General features: G+C 43.3%; 16 protein-coding genes. 10 read left to right on the top strand and 6 right to left on the bottom strand.

The window, feature by feature from the left end:
* Window positions 1-817: 817 nt before the first annotated feature.
* Window positions 818-1,690: an alpha/beta hydrolase gene (locus tag QL886_RS02440; protein WP_290177534.1), complete on the bottom strand. Its 873-nt coding sequence runs from the start codon at window positions 1,688-1,690 to the stop codon at window positions 818-820.
* A gap of 7 nt (window positions 1,691-1,697) precedes the next feature.
* Window positions 1,698-2,489 carry a class II aldolase/adducin family protein gene (locus tag QL886_RS02435; RefSeq protein ID WP_227673240.1) on the bottom strand — a complete coding sequence of 264 codons (792 nt, stop codon included), beginning with the start codon at window positions 2,487-2,489 and terminating at the stop codon, window positions 1,698-1,700.
* On the opposite strand from QL886_RS02435, the gene QL886_RS02430 reads away from it, so the two are divergent.
* From QL886_RS02430 to QL886_RS02385, 10 genes are all read left to right on the top strand, one after another.
* Window positions 2,488-3,264 carry a Crp/Fnr family transcriptional regulator gene (locus QL886_RS02430; RefSeq protein ID WP_290177533.1) on the top strand — a complete coding sequence of 259 codons (777 nt, stop codon included), beginning with the start codon at window positions 2,488-2,490 and terminating at the stop codon, window positions 3,262-3,264. The two genes, QL886_RS02435 and QL886_RS02430, sit on opposite strands and share 2 nt — an antisense overlap.
* Before the next feature lie 141 nt (window positions 3,265-3,405).
* The gene (locus QL886_RS02425; RefSeq protein WP_290177532.1) at window positions 3,406-5,106 is read left to right on the top strand and encodes a phosphoethanolamine--lipid A transferase; all 1,701 of its coding nucleotides are present in this window, start codon (window positions 3,406-3,408) and stop codon (window positions 5,104-5,106) included.
* A gap of 62 nt (window positions 5,107-5,168) precedes the next feature.
* The gene (locus QL886_RS02420) at window positions 5,169-5,864 is read left to right on the top strand and encodes a response regulator transcription factor (protein WP_290177531.1); all 696 of its coding nucleotides are present in this window, start codon (window positions 5,169-5,171) and stop codon (window positions 5,862-5,864) included.
* Window positions 5,865-5,987: 123 nt separating this feature from the next.
* Window positions 5,988-7,328, top strand: coding sequence for a HAMP domain-containing sensor histidine kinase (locus QL886_RS02415; RefSeq protein ID WP_290177530.1), 1,341 nt, complete (start codon window positions 5,988-5,990; stop codon window positions 7,326-7,328).
* 178 nt (window positions 7,329-7,506) lie between these two features.
* A complete protein-coding gene (locus tag QL886_RS02410) occupies window positions 7,507-7,980 on the top strand; it encodes a diacylglycerol kinase (RefSeq protein WP_290177529.1) in 474 nt (157 codons plus the stop codon).
* Between the two features lie 138 nt (window positions 7,981-8,118).
* A complete protein-coding gene (locus tag QL886_RS02405) occupies window positions 8,119-8,943 on the top strand; it encodes a PAP2 family lipid A phosphatase (RefSeq protein ID WP_290177528.1) in 825 nt (274 codons plus the stop codon).
* A gap of 271 nt (window positions 8,944-9,214) precedes the next feature.
* On the top strand, window positions 9,215-9,829 hold the full coding sequence (locus QL886_RS02400; RefSeq protein WP_290177527.1) for a YceI family protein: 615 nt from the start codon (window positions 9,215-9,217) through the stop codon (window positions 9,827-9,829).
* 149 nt (window positions 9,830-9,978) lie between these two features.
* The gene (locus QL886_RS02395) at window positions 9,979-11,358 is read left to right on the top strand and encodes a cytochrome c (RefSeq protein WP_290177526.1); all 1,380 of its coding nucleotides are present in this window, start codon (window positions 9,979-9,981) and stop codon (window positions 11,356-11,358) included.
* Window positions 11,359-11,428: 70 nt separating this feature from the next.
* A complete protein-coding gene (locus QL886_RS02390) occupies window positions 11,429-13,030 on the top strand; it encodes an NAD(P)/FAD-dependent oxidoreductase (RefSeq protein WP_290177525.1) in 1,602 nt (533 codons plus the stop codon).
* Window positions 13,031-13,117: 87 nt separating this feature from the next.
* Window positions 13,118-13,807, top strand: coding sequence for a cytochrome c (locus QL886_RS02385; protein ID WP_290177524.1), 690 nt, complete (start codon window positions 13,118-13,120; stop codon window positions 13,805-13,807).
* 102 nt (window positions 13,808-13,909) lie between these two features.
* Here the strand turns inward: QL886_RS02385 and QL886_RS02380 are convergent, their stop codons facing one another.
* The 4 genes from QL886_RS02380 to QL886_RS02365 form a co-directional block, all read right to left on the bottom strand.
* Window positions 13,910-14,323, bottom strand: a complete 414-nt coding sequence (locus tag QL886_RS02380) for a PaaI family thioesterase (RefSeq protein ID WP_290177523.1) — start codon at window positions 14,321-14,323, stop codon at window positions 13,910-13,912.
* 142 nt (window positions 14,324-14,465) lie between these two features.
* Window positions 14,466-15,008, bottom strand: a complete 543-nt coding sequence (locus QL886_RS02375) for a DUF3124 domain-containing protein (RefSeq protein WP_290177522.1) — start codon at window positions 15,006-15,008, stop codon at window positions 14,466-14,468.
* A gap of 44 nt (window positions 15,009-15,052) precedes the next feature.
* Window positions 15,053-15,754 (bottom strand): TrkA family potassium uptake protein, encoded by a 702-nt coding sequence (locus tag QL886_RS02370; protein ID WP_057761091.1) that lies wholly within the window; start codon window positions 15,752-15,754, stop codon window positions 15,053-15,055.
* 89 nt (window positions 15,755-15,843) lie between these two features.
* On the bottom strand, window positions 15,844-17,604 hold the full coding sequence (locus QL886_RS02365) for a potassium transporter TrkG (RefSeq protein WP_290177521.1): 1,761 nt from the start codon (window positions 17,602-17,604) through the stop codon (window positions 15,844-15,846).
* Between the last annotated feature and the right edge of the window lie 166 nt (window positions 17,605-17,770).

Here is a 17,770-nt window from a genome sequence, read left to right as displayed (position 1 = left end):
TTGACGAACGCCTCTACCTTCTTGATAAAGTGAACCCAGTTGATATTGAGATGCAACATGACCTTGCTCAGCTGCTTTTCGATATGATTCAGCAACTATAGAAAAATCCTCTCCTAAATAAGATCTTTTTCTTTTACGGACAAAAATCTTCCTTGCTAACTTAAAAACCATTATGTATTCTTAGAAAATATATTATTTATGTTAAAGAGAAGCAGTACTAAACGACTTGGTTGTTTCCATATACTTAATTATGGCATTGTATCATTCTTAGTATTATACTTTTGAATAAAATATTTTTTAACACAGTACAGGTTGTCATCTATATGTGGGCTAATTGTTTTTGAACCAGCCATTTTTATATTTTTAAGTATAAAGTTAGGTATATCCCAATAGAGCCAGTGGATTAATCCCTAGAATCTATTCATAGACCACGTAAAATAGACTAATACAATGGCGTTACTTATAACAAACTTTAAGAATAGTTATATCTGTTAGGCTTTACTCGATTACTTTATATTCTCATAATAAACTTAAAAGATAGTCTCTTAGACTACGCTCCAAAACCTCAAATTTTTCAAAATATCTTTTTTATCAAATCATCAGTATCTTGTAGCACTACGCATATAGACCACTCAATCATAATTAGCCATTTGTTAGTGATCATCTTATCAAAAACCTTTTCCACAGCTCTGTGACTACGCTCACGGATGTTAGTCTCATTTAGAATGATGCATTTTTTTGAGAGTTAAAAGAGAATAAGAGAATAACAAACGCAGAGCACCATTTGATGCCCTGCGTTCATTAGATTGAACTGTATTTACAGAATACTGCGTCTAAATTGTAGATAAACCGCTGTGATTGCCGCTGCATCCTCTATCTGCGGATAATGACCTAACATAGGCATATTGGTTATATCAGCATTGGGTATCAGTTGACGATAACGATCAATCATATGCTGACCTGAGATAGGATCTTTGGCACCTGCGATCAATTTCATCGGTACAGTACTGTCGATAATCGCACCTACCCATCGCTCGCGGTATTGCTGACGCTGTGGTATATAGTTAATCAACTTATGCATCACACCCAATCCATCATTGTGATTTAACAGCTGCCATAGCGTATCTATCACCTCTACTGTGGGCTGCGTTTCAGGGCCAAATATTCGCTGTAGACTGCCCGCAAATTTCTGCTTATTAATCAGCTTTGATACCAGAGGACCTAATGGAGATAGCAATAGTTTCTGTACCAAGATAGGTTTGTGCGTCTCAGGGAATAGACCACCGTTTAAGAAGCATACGCTAGCAATGTGTCGCTCAGCGCTCCCTTCGACTTGTCTTGCTAGTAACTCCTGAGCCACCGTATCACCATAATCATGCGCTAATATATGATAATCACTGACGTCCAGTTTTTGCAAAACAACTTGATAAATATCAGCCTGTTCACTGATTAGATAGCGCGCGTTTTTGGGTTTATCTGATAACCCAAACCCTAGCATATCGAGTGTGATGACATAATAATGTTCGGTTAGCGCGTCCCACATGCCCTCCCAGTCCCAACTGGCACTAGGGTAACCATGAATTAACAGCAATACAGGTGCACTTTTATCCCCTGCATACCGAGTGAATATTTGATGCCCATGAATGGATTCATATTGCCCCTGCCATTGCCACTCATCAAGAGTTATCATTAGCGACTTACTCCTCAAATGACGGGTCGGTGCGGCGCAATTTTCTCAACAATGCAGGCCATGCGATGTCGCCATTTGCGCCTCTGGTCACTTGCTCTGATGCAGCTTGGATACCAGCCAATATTTGTGCTGGTATTGGTGTCAATGCACCGCCCCCACTCTGCGCTTTGATCTGAATCTCGCAGGCTCTTTGCATGATATACATGTATAAGAACGCATTGGCAACCGTATCGGCACAGGTGAGCAGACCATGGTTACGCAAAATCATAAAGTGAGCATCGCCTAAATCAGCAACCAACCGGACCTTTTCTTCAGGGTTTAATGCGACACCTTCGTAGTCGTGGTATGCCAAGTTAGATAGTGGAAATAATGATTGTTGCGAGATGGGCAGTAGACCTTTTTCTTGCGCTGAGACAGCAACGCCATCATTTGTGTGCAGATGAATGACGCAGTGCGCATCATCACGAGCTTCATGCACAGCACTGTGAATGATAAATCCAGCTGGATTTACGTCAAACTCTGATGGTGCTACTTTTTCGCCTGCTTTATTGACCTTGACCAGACTAGAGGCGGTAATCTCTTCAAATAACATCCCGTACGGATTGATTAAAAACTCATCCTCAGTACCTGGTACGCGCGCAGAGATGTGAGTGAATACCAAATCGTCCCAACCATAAGAAGCAATCATTCGATAACAGGCGGCAAGATTTACGCGCATCTGCCACTCTTGTTCGCTCATGTTATGGTGTACACTCGAGGTTGAATCTGTTGATGTCGCGGTTTGCATAGTCGTTTGCATGGTGTATTCCTTTACTGTGTTAGATATCCTGAATGATTACTTTACACCATTTCATAAAACCAAATCTGTCAAAAACATTACACTTATGAATATCAATCATTATTTAAATAACGACCCATGGTTTAGTCAATTGCCAGCCATTGTGCAGCCACTACTGGCAGGCGATGCGGTGCTAAAGGTATACCAAAAAGGTCAAATGATTCATGCCATCGGTGACAACGATGATGCAGCGCTACACTTTGTCGTATCGGGTACGATTAGGGTCTGTAATGTGAGCGCTAGTGGCCATGCTATGACACTGGCGCATCTATCTAGTGGCGAGTGGTTTGGTGAGATATCTATCATAGATGACAATCCTCGCACCCATGATGCGTGGACGATTAACAAAGTAACGCTCATCTCTATCCCTAGAAATCTGGTGATTCAAACAGCGCAGTTGCATCCGATTTTATACAAGCACCTCGCGCTTATAACCTGCGAGCGAATCCGACGAGCATTTGATTGGATTGACGATGCTACCTCACTCAATACCTCAGCGCGATTGGCTAGCATGCTGATTGGACTGATCGATACTTATGGTAAGCAAATAGGAGACGATATCAAAATAGATCTGCGCTTATCGCAAGAAGAGCTGGGCTTTATGCTTGGCACTACTAGACAAACCATCAATAAAATCATTCAATCGTGGCAAAAGCAGCACCTTATCGATATGCACTATGGTTTTATCACTATAAAGGACAAACCCCAGTTAATGGCAATGATGAACTCTTCCTAATTTGAATGTATAAAATCATCTCAGAAAGCACTTCAGCATCTAACTTATTAGAGTTAGCATCAACCGCCTTAACATGTTCTTAACAGACCACTTGCTATGGTAAGGAATGACGTTTCCTACCATCTGTTGAGAAGTATCTGTATGTCCATACCTCAAGTCATCAAAACCAATGCGCTAAAAATCAACGCACCCAACGCTAACGCAAAAACCAGCTACCTTAGTAAGCTCTATGATCGTGAGATAAGTCTCAGTTATCTTATTCTCATCGTAGCTGTATACTTGGTAGCGACTGCAAATCTTGCGTTTTTTCAGCAGGTACTGGCGGTCTATCCATTTAGCACAAACATGGGCTTTATACTCTCCATCATAGGTTTGTTATTTGGACTGATGTGGCTGGTATTACAACTACTTTGCTATCGTCCCATTGCTAAGCCCATATTGATTGCGCTACTGATTATCGCTGCCATCTGTGGTTATTTTACCGATGCTTATGGGACGATATTTGACACCAACATGCTGATCAACAGTCTGGAGACCGATCAAGCAGAGGCGATGGGGTTGTTTGCCCCTAGCATGGTTATTCGACTGCTGATATTAGGCGTGTTACCAGCATTTATCATTAGCAAAATTCGTCTGAAACGCTCTACGTGGCAGCGAGGCATACTACAAAAAACAGCCACCTTGATACTGTCTATCGCACTGATCGCAGTTTGTATTTTGCCGTTTGGTGACCAGTACGCCAGCTTCTTTCGTCAACATAAACAAGTCCGTTCTTATGCCAATCCGATCACGCCTATTTATTCTACGATCAAACTTGGCGAAAACTATGTCAATGAGCTGCGGCGTCCTGATACTTTCACGCTACATGCGACAGATGCAAAGCGCGTAGTCTCTGCTAATAGTATTAATGGCAATGCTAAACCAAAACTGATGGTATTTGTGGTTGGCGAAACGGCTCGCGCAGATCATTTCGGCTTGAACGGCTATACACGCAATACCACACCGCTGCTCTCAAAGCAGACGGACCTTTATAGCTTTAAAGATGCCGTCTCCTGCGGCACTTCTACGGCTTATTCAGTGCCATGTATGTTCAGTTATGCAAATCGAACAGACTACGATATCGATACCGCCAAGTATAACGAAAATGTATTAGATACGCTAAGCAAGCAAGGGGTCAATGTCATTTGGCGCGACAATAACTCTAGCTCAAAAGGCGTGGCCGATCGCGTTACTTTTGAAGACTACAAAACAGCTGACACAAACCCCAACTGCGATGTTGAATGCCGAGATATCGGTATGCTTGACGGGTTTGATGAACTTGTAAAGTCAGGCAGCTCACAGAAAGAGATGCCGAAAGACAAGCTTATTTTGCTGCATCAAATGGGTAATCATGGACCCGCCTACTATCAGCGCTATCCAAAAGAGTTTGAAGCGTATAACCCTGTTTGCATGACCAATGAGCTGTCTAAATGTGATGCTCAGTCTGTGATAAATGGCTATGATAATGCGATTCGCTATACCGATTACTTTTTGAACAATTTGATTGATACGTTAAAGCCTTATGAGCAAGATTATGATGTGGTAATGGTATATATTAGTGATCATGGAGAAAGTTTGGGTGAAAATAATATCTACTTGCACGGCCTACCCTATAAGTTCGCACCAGATACCCAAAAACACGTGCCTACGATAGTTTGGTCGCCTAATAGCAATAGCATCGATACTGAAAGTCTTTCTAGTATGGTCAATCAGCCAGTGTCACACGATTTTATTACCCCGACATTGCTTAGCTTTTTTGGTATTACCACCGATGAAGTCAAAGGTGAAGCAACCCTTTTTTAAAGTAAATAACTAAATCCGTTTCTATATTGTTTTAGGTCACCACTATTTTTTAGGTCAGCATCATGTACAAGATACTCGTTATTGAAGACAACCCCGATATCGTGGCCAATATTTATGCTTTCTTTGAGCCAAAAGGGTTTGAGTTGGACAACGCGCATAACGGCTATAGCGGATTAACACTCGCCTCAAACAATCGCTATGACGTGATACTACTCGATGTGATGCTACCGGGTATGGATGGCACGCAGCTGTGCAAAAAACTCAGAGAAGAGTTGCATGACAAAACGCCCGTGCTAATGCTCACGGCTCGCGATACAATCTTAGATAAAGTCGCTGGGTTTGATAGCGGCGCTGACGATTATTTGGTCAAGCCGTTTTCGTTGGTTGAGCTGGAGTGCCGTATCAAAGCGCTCATACGTCGCACCGAGGACGATCATTTTGCCCACAGTATTGCCGTCGGAGCGTTGTCCTTAAACAATAGCGAGCATACCATTATGCGCGACGGACAATCACTGAAGCTTACCCCAACTGGCTTTAAAATATTGCACATCCTAATGAGCGCAGCGCCTAGAGTCGTCAGTAAAACTGAGATTGAAGAAAAAGTATGGGGACTAGACATACCGAGTAGTGACGCACTGCGCACCCATCTGCACAGCGTGCGCGCGCAGGTTGATAAGCCATTTGACACACCTATGATAGTCACAGTACCTGGCGTAGGTTACCAAATTGTTGACCCTAACAAATCGGCAAGCGCGTAGTCATCATTACAGTATGGATTGAATAAAAATTATCCAATTTACTGACTGACCGTATCGTATTTGTCGCTCTATTATATATAGCCCTGTTATATATCGCCTTCTTCTATTAGGTTGTCCCATGCCATGCTCAATATAGACTCGATAGCCAATAAGTTCAGACTGTCTTACTTCATATTCGCGTTATTACTGTGCGCAGCTTTTGTCAGTATTTTCTTGTACGCAGAGAGCCGAATAGAGCAAGATTTGGTCAAGGCTCGCCTGTTGCAGCAGCTAGAGCTTAGCCAAGAAAAGTATGGTGACCAGCCTATCTATATCGCTGACCCAGGTATCAAGATTTATCGCTATGACAAAGCACCTGCTAGTTTACAAGCGATAGCCAATGACACGGTGCAAGAGACTTCTGTCACTGTTAATAAAGCCTCTGGAGCAGGTCATGCCAACCTGCATCTTTTCGCCTACACCCAAGATGGTCAAACCTATATTTTGACTTACCTAGAAAACACCGAAATGGTGATGGGAAATTACCCAGTCTTGGCGATATTTGAGCACCTAGAAGACATATTTGCAGATACGCTAAAGGTAGCCGTGATTTTAAGCTTACTTATCGCCGCTATCTTCTCTCAGTTGTCTTCCAAACAAATCATTAAGCCTCTATTGGATTTGAAGCGAGCTGTCGAAACCGACCATCACAACTTAAGCGATTTAACACATTTGCCATCTGAGGTTGGTGTCTTGGCACGGGCTATCGATGAGAAAAACCACAAGTTAGAGCAATATCTCAAACGTGAGCAACTGTTTACTGGTGATGTCAGCCACGAGCTGCGCACGCCATTGACTATTATCATGGGAGCTTCTGAAGTGTTGGCCTCGCAATTAGACGCTGACAGCCACTTAAATGAGTTTACCAATCGCATCAGCACTACTGCCAAAGAAACTTCTGAGATTATCACTGCCCTGCTTCTACTATCGCGCGCGCCTGAAAAGTTAGATGCACCGCAAACCTCTATCAACAGTATCGCTTTAGCGGAAATGCAGCGCCTGAAGTATTTGCTGCGGTATAAGTCTGTCACTTGTCAGATAATTTCTGAGCAGGAATACAGCGCTTACGTACGTCCCGAACTCCTAAAAATGGCACTAGGCAATCTCATAAAAAATGCGTTTCAATATACCGATGATGGCGAAGTAACCATTACTATCGATGACGAAAAAATTACGGTAACTGATACTGGCTTAGGTATTCCTGAAGCGATGATGCCTTTACTTTATGAACGGTTTGAGCGATTAAAGTCTCAATATAATAGCGAGCAAACAATCCTGTCGTCAGAGCATGAGACAAAACATAAGGTTGAAGGCTCAGGTCTAGGACTCAGTATCGTCCAGCGTATCATGTCGCATATGGGCTGGCAGCTCACTCACCAAGCCAATCGCTCAGGTGGTAGCACCTTTAGTATTTATTATAAATAACCTCGTGATAGCTCAAAGACATATTCATTTCCTAATCATAATTACTGATTGGGAAACGACAAATTTAAACAACCATTATGCTTTATTCTCATCCCTCTATATCCTCTTAACGTTTTCTTAACATCTCCCATCTTATACTCAGGCTATCTTAATTTTAATAGACCGTTAAGAATGCCCTATGAAGCAAATCACTCATACCAACCTTATAGACCCATCAGCCGAGCATAGTTCTGTCAACCAAACAGCACATGATAGTGCACTTGCAGCTGACAGCTTTGCAGGTCATGCCAAAGGTAAAACAGGGTTTTACCGCATCATAAAAGCCACTGACTACTCTATAGATGGCTTTAAAGCCGCATATAAATTGGAAGCGGCTTTTAGACAAGTGGTGTGGCTCAACCTTGTACTGCTAGCTGCTGTCATCGTTATGCCTTTTGCACTTGGTATAAAAATGATGCTAGTCGTCGTTTCTTTTTTGTCATTGATTGTTGAGCTGCTCAATACAGGACTCGAAGCCTGTGTCGACCATACTTCCACTGCCAGACACCCGCTCGCAAAAATCGCAAAAGATGTCGGCTCTGCGGCGCAGTTCTTAGCGTTAAGTTTGTTAATGGTTTTATGGGTAATGGCGTTGTCTGTTCTATTTTATTAGAGTCTGCTCTATTTTATTAAAGCATGCCGAGCACTCGCCTAAGAGCGAAACGCGCTGCTAGCGCTATCTTAGGTAAACAATAAAACGAAGGTCGCATTAAGAACTATCAACATCGTATATACGTTATTAGGTGTAGTCATGACTTTAGAAAACAACGCAATGACTTGGGACTGGCTAAAACTACTGTGCGTGACCATCATGGCCACCTTAGTTTTTGAGCATAGCCAGTTAGATGTACGCATCAGTGAGCTTTTTTACAACAATGGACACTGGCTACTCGAAAAAGACGCGCAGCCTTATGCATTTATCTTTTATGATTTACCCAAAGCATTATTGATTCTATTGGCTGTCTACCTCATAGCCCTTTTAATCATCAAGTATAGACAGTCAAGGCTTAATGCTACTGCCCTAAACTGCAATAAGCTAAATCGCAGTAAGCTCAGTCATAATAAGCTTGATAAATTTATACTTCCTTTGCCTATGCGCGAGATTGGCTACCTACTGATTATATTGGCGATTGTACCTGCTACCATTGCCACGCTCAAAGGCGTCACCCATGTTAGTTGCCCAAATGACTTGGTTATTTTTAATGGGGATTTACCCTACTTCAATCTTTGGCAAAACATCGTAGCAGCAACGCCTGCCAGATGCTTCCCAGCAGCTCACGCCAGCGCAGGGTTTTCTTTATATGGACTGGCTTTTTTACCGACATTAAGAAAATACTGCTACCAGATAGTCATATCAGTAACGGTCTTAGGCTGGACAATGGGACTGTATAAAATGCTGTTTGGTGATCATTTCTTTAGCCATACATTGGTCTCAATGCTGCTTTCATTAACCATAGCTTGTGCGCTCGCAGCCCTATTTTTCAAACAATCGATTAAAAATGAAGCACACAGCACCAACGATGATAAAAGACATACTGGTCTTAGCTTGTCTAGCATTGAGCACTCTAACACTTAAAGTCAGCACTTAGGTTCAGTACTTATGCATCAGTACTGTTGCATAAGTACTCAGCTTCAATAATTAGGTATCAGTACTTAGCATCCATACTTGGAATTGACGTTCAGACATGACAGAGTCGTTCGTTATCTCTTTACTAAAATAGCACTACTAAGTATTTGAAAAACCCTGTATAAATAATAAACAATCACTGGCTTATTGTTAAGCAAACGCACGGATAGCGCTTGTGAATAAGCTCCTCTATATCAATAGCCTGTAAAGGAATGTAGCTATGCGCTTGTTGTCTACTAGGCCAAAACCTTCGCATATCTATTCTTTTTTGACCATTTTATTATTGCTCATAGGCGCTGCAAATAGCAGTCAAGCTGCCAGTTACGCTATTAATCCTGCCAGCACTCATATTCGATTTTCTATCGAACGCTTTAAGAGTTCAGCCACGACTGGTGGCTTTTACAATATCAAAGGTCAATTACAATACGATCCAAACTTAAGATCAGGTGATATCTCATTAATCATACCGATAAACTCTTTAAATACGGGCAACCCTTCTTTTAATAATAGTCTAACGGGGCCTGAATTTTTTGATATGCAGAGATTTCCTTCAGCACATTTCGAATCGACGAAATGGCATTTTAATCAAGATAAAAAAAGGCCTCAGGTTACTCGGGTAGATGGACAACTGACACTGCATGGCGAGACCCACCCACTTAGCCTAACCGCGACTAAGTTTAATTGTTATCTAAACACGAGCATCAGAAAAGATGTTTGCGGTGGTGAGTTCACTGCCACGATTGATCGCACAAAATGGAATATACACAAATTCTCTTGGTTTGGACTGACTAAAAACCTCGACTTAAACATCAAAGTTGAGGCTACTAAACAGTAGCAATTTTGATGTCTCGACAGTGTTTTTTATGATACTGCTTTTTATCACCATTTTCAAAATGAGGACACACCCTAGTAGAAATGAGTGGTGATTTGTGGGCATTTTATGAGAAGGTATAAGGGATGATTGATCAGTATTGGAAGGACATTATGAAACCACTTTTTGCGGTCATGCCAGCATTATCATTTTCAGTGGTCATAGGATTTGGCGCCTCTACCGTAGCGATGGCCGCTGGCGTCAGTTTCCAAGAAAATACTTTGCCTAGCAGCACAAGCTTACCCAATATCAGTCCCACCAATAGTGCGCTTGCCAATCGCGGTGCTTACGTGGCTCGTACAGCCGACTGTATGGCCTGTCACCGTGATGACTATAGTGGCGGCGTGCCGATTGAGACGCCCATTGGCAATATCTACTCAACCAATATCACACCATCGACGCGCTATGGCATCGGCAACTATACCGAAGCCTATTTCAAAAAGGCTTTGCGAAAAGGTCGTGCACCCAATCATCAGCTTTATCCTACGATGCCTTACCCGTCTTATCATGGCATGACAGATGAGGATATCAGCGCCTTGTTCGCGTACTTTCAGACCGTTGCTATCGTAGATAAACCACCTGAAAAAACCACTCATTTGCCTTTCCCGTTAAATATTCGTAGCTTAATGCTGGCATGGAATGTCATCAATGTGCCCTCTACTGAAAATCGTTCAGGGTTAACTGAAACTCAGCAGCGCGGTGAATACTTGGTCAATAACTTAGAGCACTGCGGTACTTGTCATACGCCGCGCAACTTAACTCAAGGCCTCGATAAAGATCGTTATTTATCCGGCGCACCACTTGGTAAATGGTTTGCACCAAATATCACGCCTGACAACGACACAGGTATCGGCCTTTGGAGCGAAATGGATATCGTAACTTACCTGCGTACAGGCACTCTTAATAAGCGCGCTTACGCGGGCGGGCCAATGGCAGAAGCCGTGGCGCACAGTACGCGTTATCTCACTGATGAAGACCTGATAGCGATGGCTGACTATTTAAAAGTCGTTCCAGCCATTAAGACCGATGATTATTTGATACCTGTCAATGTCTCTCGCCTGCCGCAGCCAGTCAGCAACTCGATTACTTATGACTTGCTAGAGCAGAAAGACTATCTGGCGCATGCCAAAACCAATATTGCCAATAGTTCCAACAATAGCGGTCTGAACAGCAATTCGCCAAAAGATTTATATCTCATCCATTGCGCCAGTTGTCATGGGGTCGATGGTTACGCACAGCCCGATGCCCGCTATGCCTCCATCGTTGGTTTGAGTAGCATTCGCCGCGTAAAACCTGATGCACTCATTGGCGTCATTGCCTTTGGGGCAAAAGGTGCATTTAATACAGCACCAAAAATGCCCGGTTTCTCAAAAGATTTAAGCCCTAGACAAATCGCTAGTATCACTAACCATGTACGAGTCACATTTGGTGGTCTACCAAGCAGCGATGTCAGCGCGGCGGATGTCACGCGTGTTATAAAAGAGAAAAGCTAGCTATAAAGAATAGGCATAAATTAGTATTTTCAATAACATCGCAAAGACTTAGCACGATAAGGATAATTCTATGAATGACCTGCTCCAATCTCCCACGCGGCGACAACTGCTCTCAATGATAGGCAAGACGGCAGGCGCGACCGCGATGTATCAAGCGATGACTACCTTAGGGTTTGCATCTGAGTCGAGCTTTAAAGAGGAGATGAACCTCAAAGGCGCACCGGCAGGTGCCAGCATCGTGATTTTGGGCGCAGGATTGAGTGGTCTGACTGCCGCCTATGAGTTACGCAAAGCAGGCTACAAAGTGACTGTATTAGAGTACCAAAATCGTGGTGGCGGCCGTAGCTGGACACTCAATAGCGGTGACAAATACACGGAGCTGGGCGGTGCTGAAGTTACTTGCGACTTTAAAAAAGGCAATTACTTCAATGGTGGGCCATGGCGCTTGCCCATCCATCACTATGCGGTCTTTCATTACTGCAAAAAGTTCGGCGTGGCATTGCAGCCTTTTATCCAAACCAATGATCGTGCTTATCTACACCGTACCAATCATTTCGATGGGGCGCCGCAGCGCTTGGGCGAAGTACAAAGCGATATTCGCGGTTATGTGTCAGAGTTATTATCCAAAGCCGTCAATAAAGGCAGTCTCGATAGTACCGTTGATAAAGAGGACAAAGAAAAATTACTCGAAGGACTAAAGGGCTGGGGCGTGTTAGATAACAACTACCGTTACGTCAAAAGCCATGAAACTGGTAAGCATCGTGGCTATAGTGTATATCCCGGTGGTGGTCTGATGCCTGATGCCAAGCCATCAACCCCCATCCCAATGGACGAATTATTAGACTCAGGTATGTGGTCGGATATTTATACCAACTATACCGTCCATGTGCATCAACCAGCGATGTTTCAGCCCGTTGGCGGTATGGGAAAAATCGGTGATGCGTTCACGCGTGAGTGTCGCGAGATGATTACCTTCAACGCCAAAGTCACTAAAATCAATCAAAACGAAACTGGTGTCACCGTTGACTATGTCGATAGCAACAGCCCTGACGGTGCAGCCAAAACAATGCGCGCAGATTGGTGCATTTGCACCATCCCCTTATCCATCTTGACGCAGATTGATATCAATGTCTCCGCACCAATGAAGCAAGCAATGGCAGCCGTTCCTTATGATAGCTCTTACAAAGTGGGTTTGGAGTTCAAACGGCGGTTTTGGGAAGAAGACGAATGGATCTATGGCGGCATCACTTATACTGACATGCCTATCTCGCAAATCTCCTACCCGTCACAAGACATGTTTAGCACAGGCTCGGGCGTGCTACTTGGTGCGTATGGGTTTGGAGAGGCGTCGTACAAGTTTAACTCATTGACACCCAAAGAACGTATCAATGCCGCGCTCGCCTATGGCAAACAGATTCATCCGCAATATACCAAAGAGTTCCGCTCAGGCACATCCGTCGCATGGCACCGTATCCCTTGGTCGCTTGGCTGCTACGGTATCTGGAGCGAATCAAGTCGTAAGCAGTATTACAATACGCTTTGCGAGATTAATCACCGTATCGTACTGGCAGGTGAGCATTGCTCACATATTCCTGCATGGCAAGAGGGCGCGATATTATCCGGTATGGATGCCGCCAAACGCTTACATCAAAAGGCTAAAAAGCTTGGATAGCTAGTTTTTGAGTAATGAGCTTTGAATAACAACTCTGCCGTTCAAGCAAGGATGATAACAATGAGACTAGGCACATTAGAAATAATTATGAACGTGGTGACAGCAAACTCAATCAAATTATCTAGCTCGCTCAGCTCGAGCAAGGCAATAATGATGCTCATGGTTGGCGGATCGATAGTGTTAACAACGTTGTCAGGCTGTAGTCAGTATAAAGCAGAAAACGTAGCTACTATCGCCAAACCGCAGACAGCGCCCATGGTATTTAAAAATAATTTTGACAATCAAGCCAGTCGCAATCAGGGCGCATGGGGCGGCGTATATATGACCAAAAAAGAATTGGCTGAACCCACCAGCAATATTGTCGATATAGGCTCAATACCAAAAATGAGCGAAGATGGCAGCATGCAGCAGTGGCTCGCCAAGTTTGAAGGCAGCGCACAAGGCAAGACGGGATTTTTCACGACCAATGGTAAGAAACTCTACGATGACTCTTGTGCTGGTTGTCATATGCAAAAAGGTGAAGGTGCACAAGGCGCTGGCTACTATCCACCGCTAGCTGACAACAGTAAGATGCAATCGAAGTATTATATTATTAGTGTCGTTATCAATGGCCTGCGCGGTATGCCATCATTCTACCGCATGATGAATGACGAGCAAATAGCATCTGTCACACAATACGTGCATAGCGATCTAAATAGCTTCACAGATATAGTGACCCCTACCAATGTCGCACAGCTACGCCATGACTTCCCACCAGGATCAGATCCTAGTGAGTAAGTGAGTGTAGCTATCTTACGAAGCACATTAACTTATAAAATAAAAGCAGTCTTTTAAGTCAGTTGCTCTTTCTATAAGAAACCCAAACTATTACATAGCGCTTTAAATACGCTTAGGCGGTACAGAATACGTGCCGACTACGTGAGCCACGATGTCATCAGAGCCTTCTGAATAAAGAGAGACTTCGCCCACTATCAACGTGCGGCCTACTTTCATCAAGGTACATTCGGCGATAATACGAGCATTTGCTGATGGCTTACGCAAGAAGTTGATGGTCAAACTCGTCGTCACCGTCAATGGGACAATACCGATTCTTCCGAGTATCGCCACATAGATAGCGACATCAGCAACGGCCATCATGACAGGTCCCGAAACTGTGCCACCGGGACGCAACTCATTTACACCGATCTCATGCGATAAGGTCGCGCCATTTTCGTTGACCGCCTCGACGACGCATTTGGTTTGGGGAAACTCCAATGCCATAAAGGCGCTGATTTCTTCTTTGGTTGCAGACATAACTCTTCCTTGAATTGAACTGTCCATGTTGATTCGTTTAATACATTTATACGAGCATCGCTAGATAGCAAAATAGCAACTACTTCCGCCTATGCTACGGTGCTCTTTTAATGTCCTAAATTACGTACCGACTATACATATATCAATGTATCACGGGCGTGCCTTCTGTACTAAAGGCAAATCCTTTATTGCTAAAGTTACCGATCATGACCGCCTCGATAACTGGTTTAACCGTTTCATCCACACCCTCTACTTCGATGATAAAGTTGGCACCAGAACCGCCTTTATCCTCTTCTTTTTCAACGATATAGTTGAGCGTGGCCATCGCTGGTAGCTCGATAGGCTTATCTAGATATGATTTGACCAATGCTCCATCTGTATCGTAATAATCAATTTTATTGATATACAGTGACTTTTTGAGCGTGGTATTACGTACACTCAGCGTGGCCGATAGCAGCACTTTGCGAGCGTCTCTATCGGTATAGATATCAGAATAAATCGGCACATAAAAGGTTTGCTTGTAACCAAACTGACTGTGATCCACGTATGAGGTAATCGCCAACTCTTTAATCGGGTCTTTTTGATGCTCAGACAAAAGAACGTTCGGGTCTTGCACTGATTGATCACAACCTGACAGTAGTGTCATTATGGCGATCAGTAGGACAGAGATACTTCGCTTATTCATAATCATTTCCCTATACCTTCTGGTATTACTGCAATGGCAAGCTGCTATTTTATTTTCACACCCACACTACGTAAGAACTGATTGATATGTTTGTTGGCGCCATAAATCACCAGTACATCGCGCTCTTGCAATACTTGCTCAGGCGTCGCCAAACCTTGAATGCTAGGCTTGCTCTGCGTACGACCAAAGCTGTCTTCATAATACTCATAGCGCAACGTACTAAGCAATCGGATATTGAACTTTTGCTCTAACTGTAAGTCGTCGACAGTCTTACCAATCAGCACATTTGGAATCTTAATCTCTACCATGCTGAAGTTATCGCTTAACTCAAACGAATCAACAAAATAGCGTAGTGACAGACGCTTGGCCCAGCGATTGGCCGCTTCTTTTTCAGGGTGAATCAAATCATCCACGCCGATGGCTTGTAGGACTTTTTCGTGTAGCGGATTGATACTACGGCTAATTAAACGCTTGGCTTTTAACGTCTTAAATAGCGCTGTTGCCATAACATTGGCACCTTGATCTTCACCAATCGCTACAATGACAATATCAGTATCAACGATTGGTAATCCGCTAACCGTATACTCGTCCGTGGCATCCATACACAGCGTATGCGAAATCACTTCTTTGTAAGCTTCAACCCGTTGCATACTACTATCAATAGCAATCACTTCATGCCCTTGACTGGTCAATGCCGATCCCAATGATGCCCCAAAATTTCCTAGTCCTACGATGATATACTTCATAACTTAAACAACCTTTTTTAATATTTTTTGCTATTTATTAAGAACGACTCAGTCTGTTTACGACGGTTTAATTAACTGTTTGCGACGGATTAGTTAATCGTAATTTCTTCCGTAGGATAGCGATAATTACGTTGGCGCATATTTTTAAGCAGTGCGATAAATATCGTCAGCATACTGACGCGGCCAACGAACATAATGACCGAAACTACTATTTTACTAAAATCTGATAAGTCTGCTGTCAGGTTTAAACTTAGGCCCACCGTGCTATAAGCTGAGAAGCACTCAAACACCACTTTAATCAAATCAAGCTCTGGCTGATCATAACTGATGAGTGTCACGCCCGTACCGATGACCAGTAGCGACAGCCACATAATAGAAAATGCACGGCGAACTGAAATCTCAGCAATTTCCCGTTTAAACACCTCTATCTTGGTCTGACCACGCGCTAGGCTTAATGTATTCAATAGCGCAATCGCAAAGGTACTGGTCTTAATACCACCACCTGTCGAGTTTGGCGACGCACCAATCCACATCAGAAATATCGTCAGCATTACCGTTGGAAACGTAAGCTCACCCATATCAATGACATTAAATCCTGCGGTACGCGGGGTAGCCGCCGTAAAAAACCCGGTTACGAGCTTGCCAAGGAAGCTCGTGTGGTCAGCGAGCACATTATTGTATTCAAATATCATCACCCCAATAAGACCGACTAGTAGTAATGCACCTGTAGTAATCAAAGTAATACGGCTATTGATATTAAGTAACCAAGGCTGATAGATGTAGCGTTGATCATGACGATTTATCAGCCGCTGAGCACGATAACGTAAATACCTAAGCACATTGACCACGATGGTAAAACCCATACCACCGAAGATAAATGTCATCGCCAGAATCAGCTGTAGTGAATAATTAAAACGTAGTGAATCATCATACAAGCCAGCACTAAAGGTCGAAAATCCAGCATTGCAAAAAGCAGAAATCGCATGAAAGACTGAAAAAAATAGCTGCTCAGACCAATCCATATTGGGTATGTCATAAATACTGATATAAATCAGCGCAGCCGCTACCGCCTCGACCGCAAATGTGACGTATAAGATAGACTTGAGTGTCGACACCACATCACCCATACCGCGCATATAAGACATCTCACTGATGCTGGCTTGCGTCTCATAACTGACACCGCCCTTAAAGAAATAACTAAAATAGGTCACAAAGGTCAAAATACCTAAGCCGCCAATTTGTATCAGACCCATAATAATGACTTGGCCAAAAGTCGTAAAATAGGTGGCAGTATCCACTACGATAAGTCCCGTCACACAAACCGCACTGGTCGCAGTAAAAAGCGCATCCACAAAAGACAGCGGCTGCGTCGTCGCATTGGGCATCATCAATAGCAAGGCACCAACCAGCACCACGACTAAAAAGCTTAGAATAAAAAACTGGGCAGGATGTAGAAAGGTACGATTGAGATTGAAATTATGATCGGAGAGTTCGCGGACGAAGGTGACAAACACCGCTATCTTTATCGCGACAAAGCCATCAACGGCAGCAGATAGACCCGAACGTACTAAGTCCGTAAAATGCGCGGTCAATAAAATGATAATGGCAATGCTAGTCAGCGCGTCAAAGATGGCGACTTTATTAAGCGTTAATGGCTTTTTGGTATAGATGTAACGACCAGCGGTCACCATAAAACTAAGGAAGATGATGACCAAATAGAAAATATGGAATACTTGCTGGAGCCACGTCGGTAGTGTAAAACCACTATCTAACAAGGCAATCGCTACCCCGATGACACTAATGAGAATCGTAAAATTGTTTAATAATCGATAACGCGTGGCTGCATTCATAGCCTGAGTCCATGACAACAATAACCACGATACTTATACTCCTTTTTTATCATATCCACAAAAAGTGATTTAAGTTAATCGTAACCAATTATTGAGTCATAGCAGGTATTGATAAGCTAGATACTGATAACCAGAGCGAGATAAGAAGTGCGCATTAGGAAGTAAC

This window comes from Psychrobacter sp. APC 3281, assembly GCF_030407815.1.
Classification (GTDB): domain Bacteria; phylum Pseudomonadota; class Gammaproteobacteria; order Pseudomonadales; family Moraxellaceae; genus Psychrobacter.
Note: the sequence above shows the minus strand (reverse complement) of the source record. Positions and strands in the feature narration are given on the sequence as shown.

What these genes read in the sequence shown, in the direction of transcription:
- QL886_RS02365 (WP_290177521.1), bottom strand. Translation starts at nt 17,604, where the DNA reads ATGAATGCAGCCACGCGTTATCGATTATTAAACAATTTTACGATTCTC.
- QL886_RS02415 (WP_290177530.1), top strand. Translation starts at nt 5,988, where the DNA reads ATGCTCAATATAGACTCGATAGCCAATAAGTTCAGACTGTCTTACTTC.
- QL886_RS02375 (WP_290177522.1), bottom strand. Translation starts at nt 15,008, where the DNA reads ATGAATAAGCGAAGTATCTCTGTCCTACTGATCGCCATAATGACACTA.
- QL886_RS02410 (WP_290177529.1), top strand. Translation starts at nt 7,507, where the DNA reads ATGAAGCAAATCACTCATACCAACCTTATAGACCCATCAGCCGAGCAT.
- QL886_RS02430 (WP_290177533.1), top strand. Translation starts at nt 2,488, where the DNA reads ATGGTGTATTCCTTTACTGTGTTAGATATCCTGAATGATTACTTTACA.
- QL886_RS02390 (WP_290177525.1), top strand. Translation starts at nt 11,429, where the DNA reads ATGAATGACCTGCTCCAATCTCCCACGCGGCGACAACTGCTCTCAATG.
- QL886_RS02405 (WP_290177528.1), top strand. Translation starts at nt 8,119, where the DNA reads ATGACTTTAGAAAACAACGCAATGACTTGGGACTGGCTAAAACTACTG.
- QL886_RS02380 (WP_290177523.1), bottom strand. Translation starts at nt 14,323, where the DNA reads ATGTCTGCAACCAAAGAAGAAATCAGCGCCTTTATGGCATTGGAGTTT.
- QL886_RS02400 (WP_290177527.1), top strand. Translation starts at nt 9,215, where the DNA reads ATGCGCTTGTTGTCTACTAGGCCAAAACCTTCGCATATCTATTCTTTT.
- QL886_RS02440 (WP_290177534.1), bottom strand. Translation starts at nt 1,690, where the DNA reads ATGATAACTCTTGATGAGTGGCAATGGCAGGGGCAATATGAATCCATT.
- QL886_RS02420 (WP_290177531.1), top strand. Translation starts at nt 5,169, where the DNA reads ATGTACAAGATACTCGTTATTGAAGACAACCCCGATATCGTGGCCAAT.
- QL886_RS02370 (WP_057761091.1), bottom strand. Translation starts at nt 15,754, where the DNA reads ATGAAGTATATCATCGTAGGACTAGGAAATTTTGGGGCATCATTGGGA.
- QL886_RS02435 (WP_227673240.1), bottom strand. Translation starts at nt 2,489, where the DNA reads ATGCAAACGACTATGCAAACCGCGACATCAACAGATTCAACCTCGAGT.
- QL886_RS02395 (WP_290177526.1), top strand. Translation starts at nt 9,979, where the DNA reads ATGAAACCACTTTTTGCGGTCATGCCAGCATTATCATTTTCAGTGGTC.
- QL886_RS02385 (WP_290177524.1), top strand. Translation starts at nt 13,118, where the DNA reads ATGAACGTGGTGACAGCAAACTCAATCAAATTATCTAGCTCGCTCAGC.
- QL886_RS02425 (WP_290177532.1), top strand. Translation starts at nt 3,406, where the DNA reads ATGTCCATACCTCAAGTCATCAAAACCAATGCGCTAAAAATCAACGCA.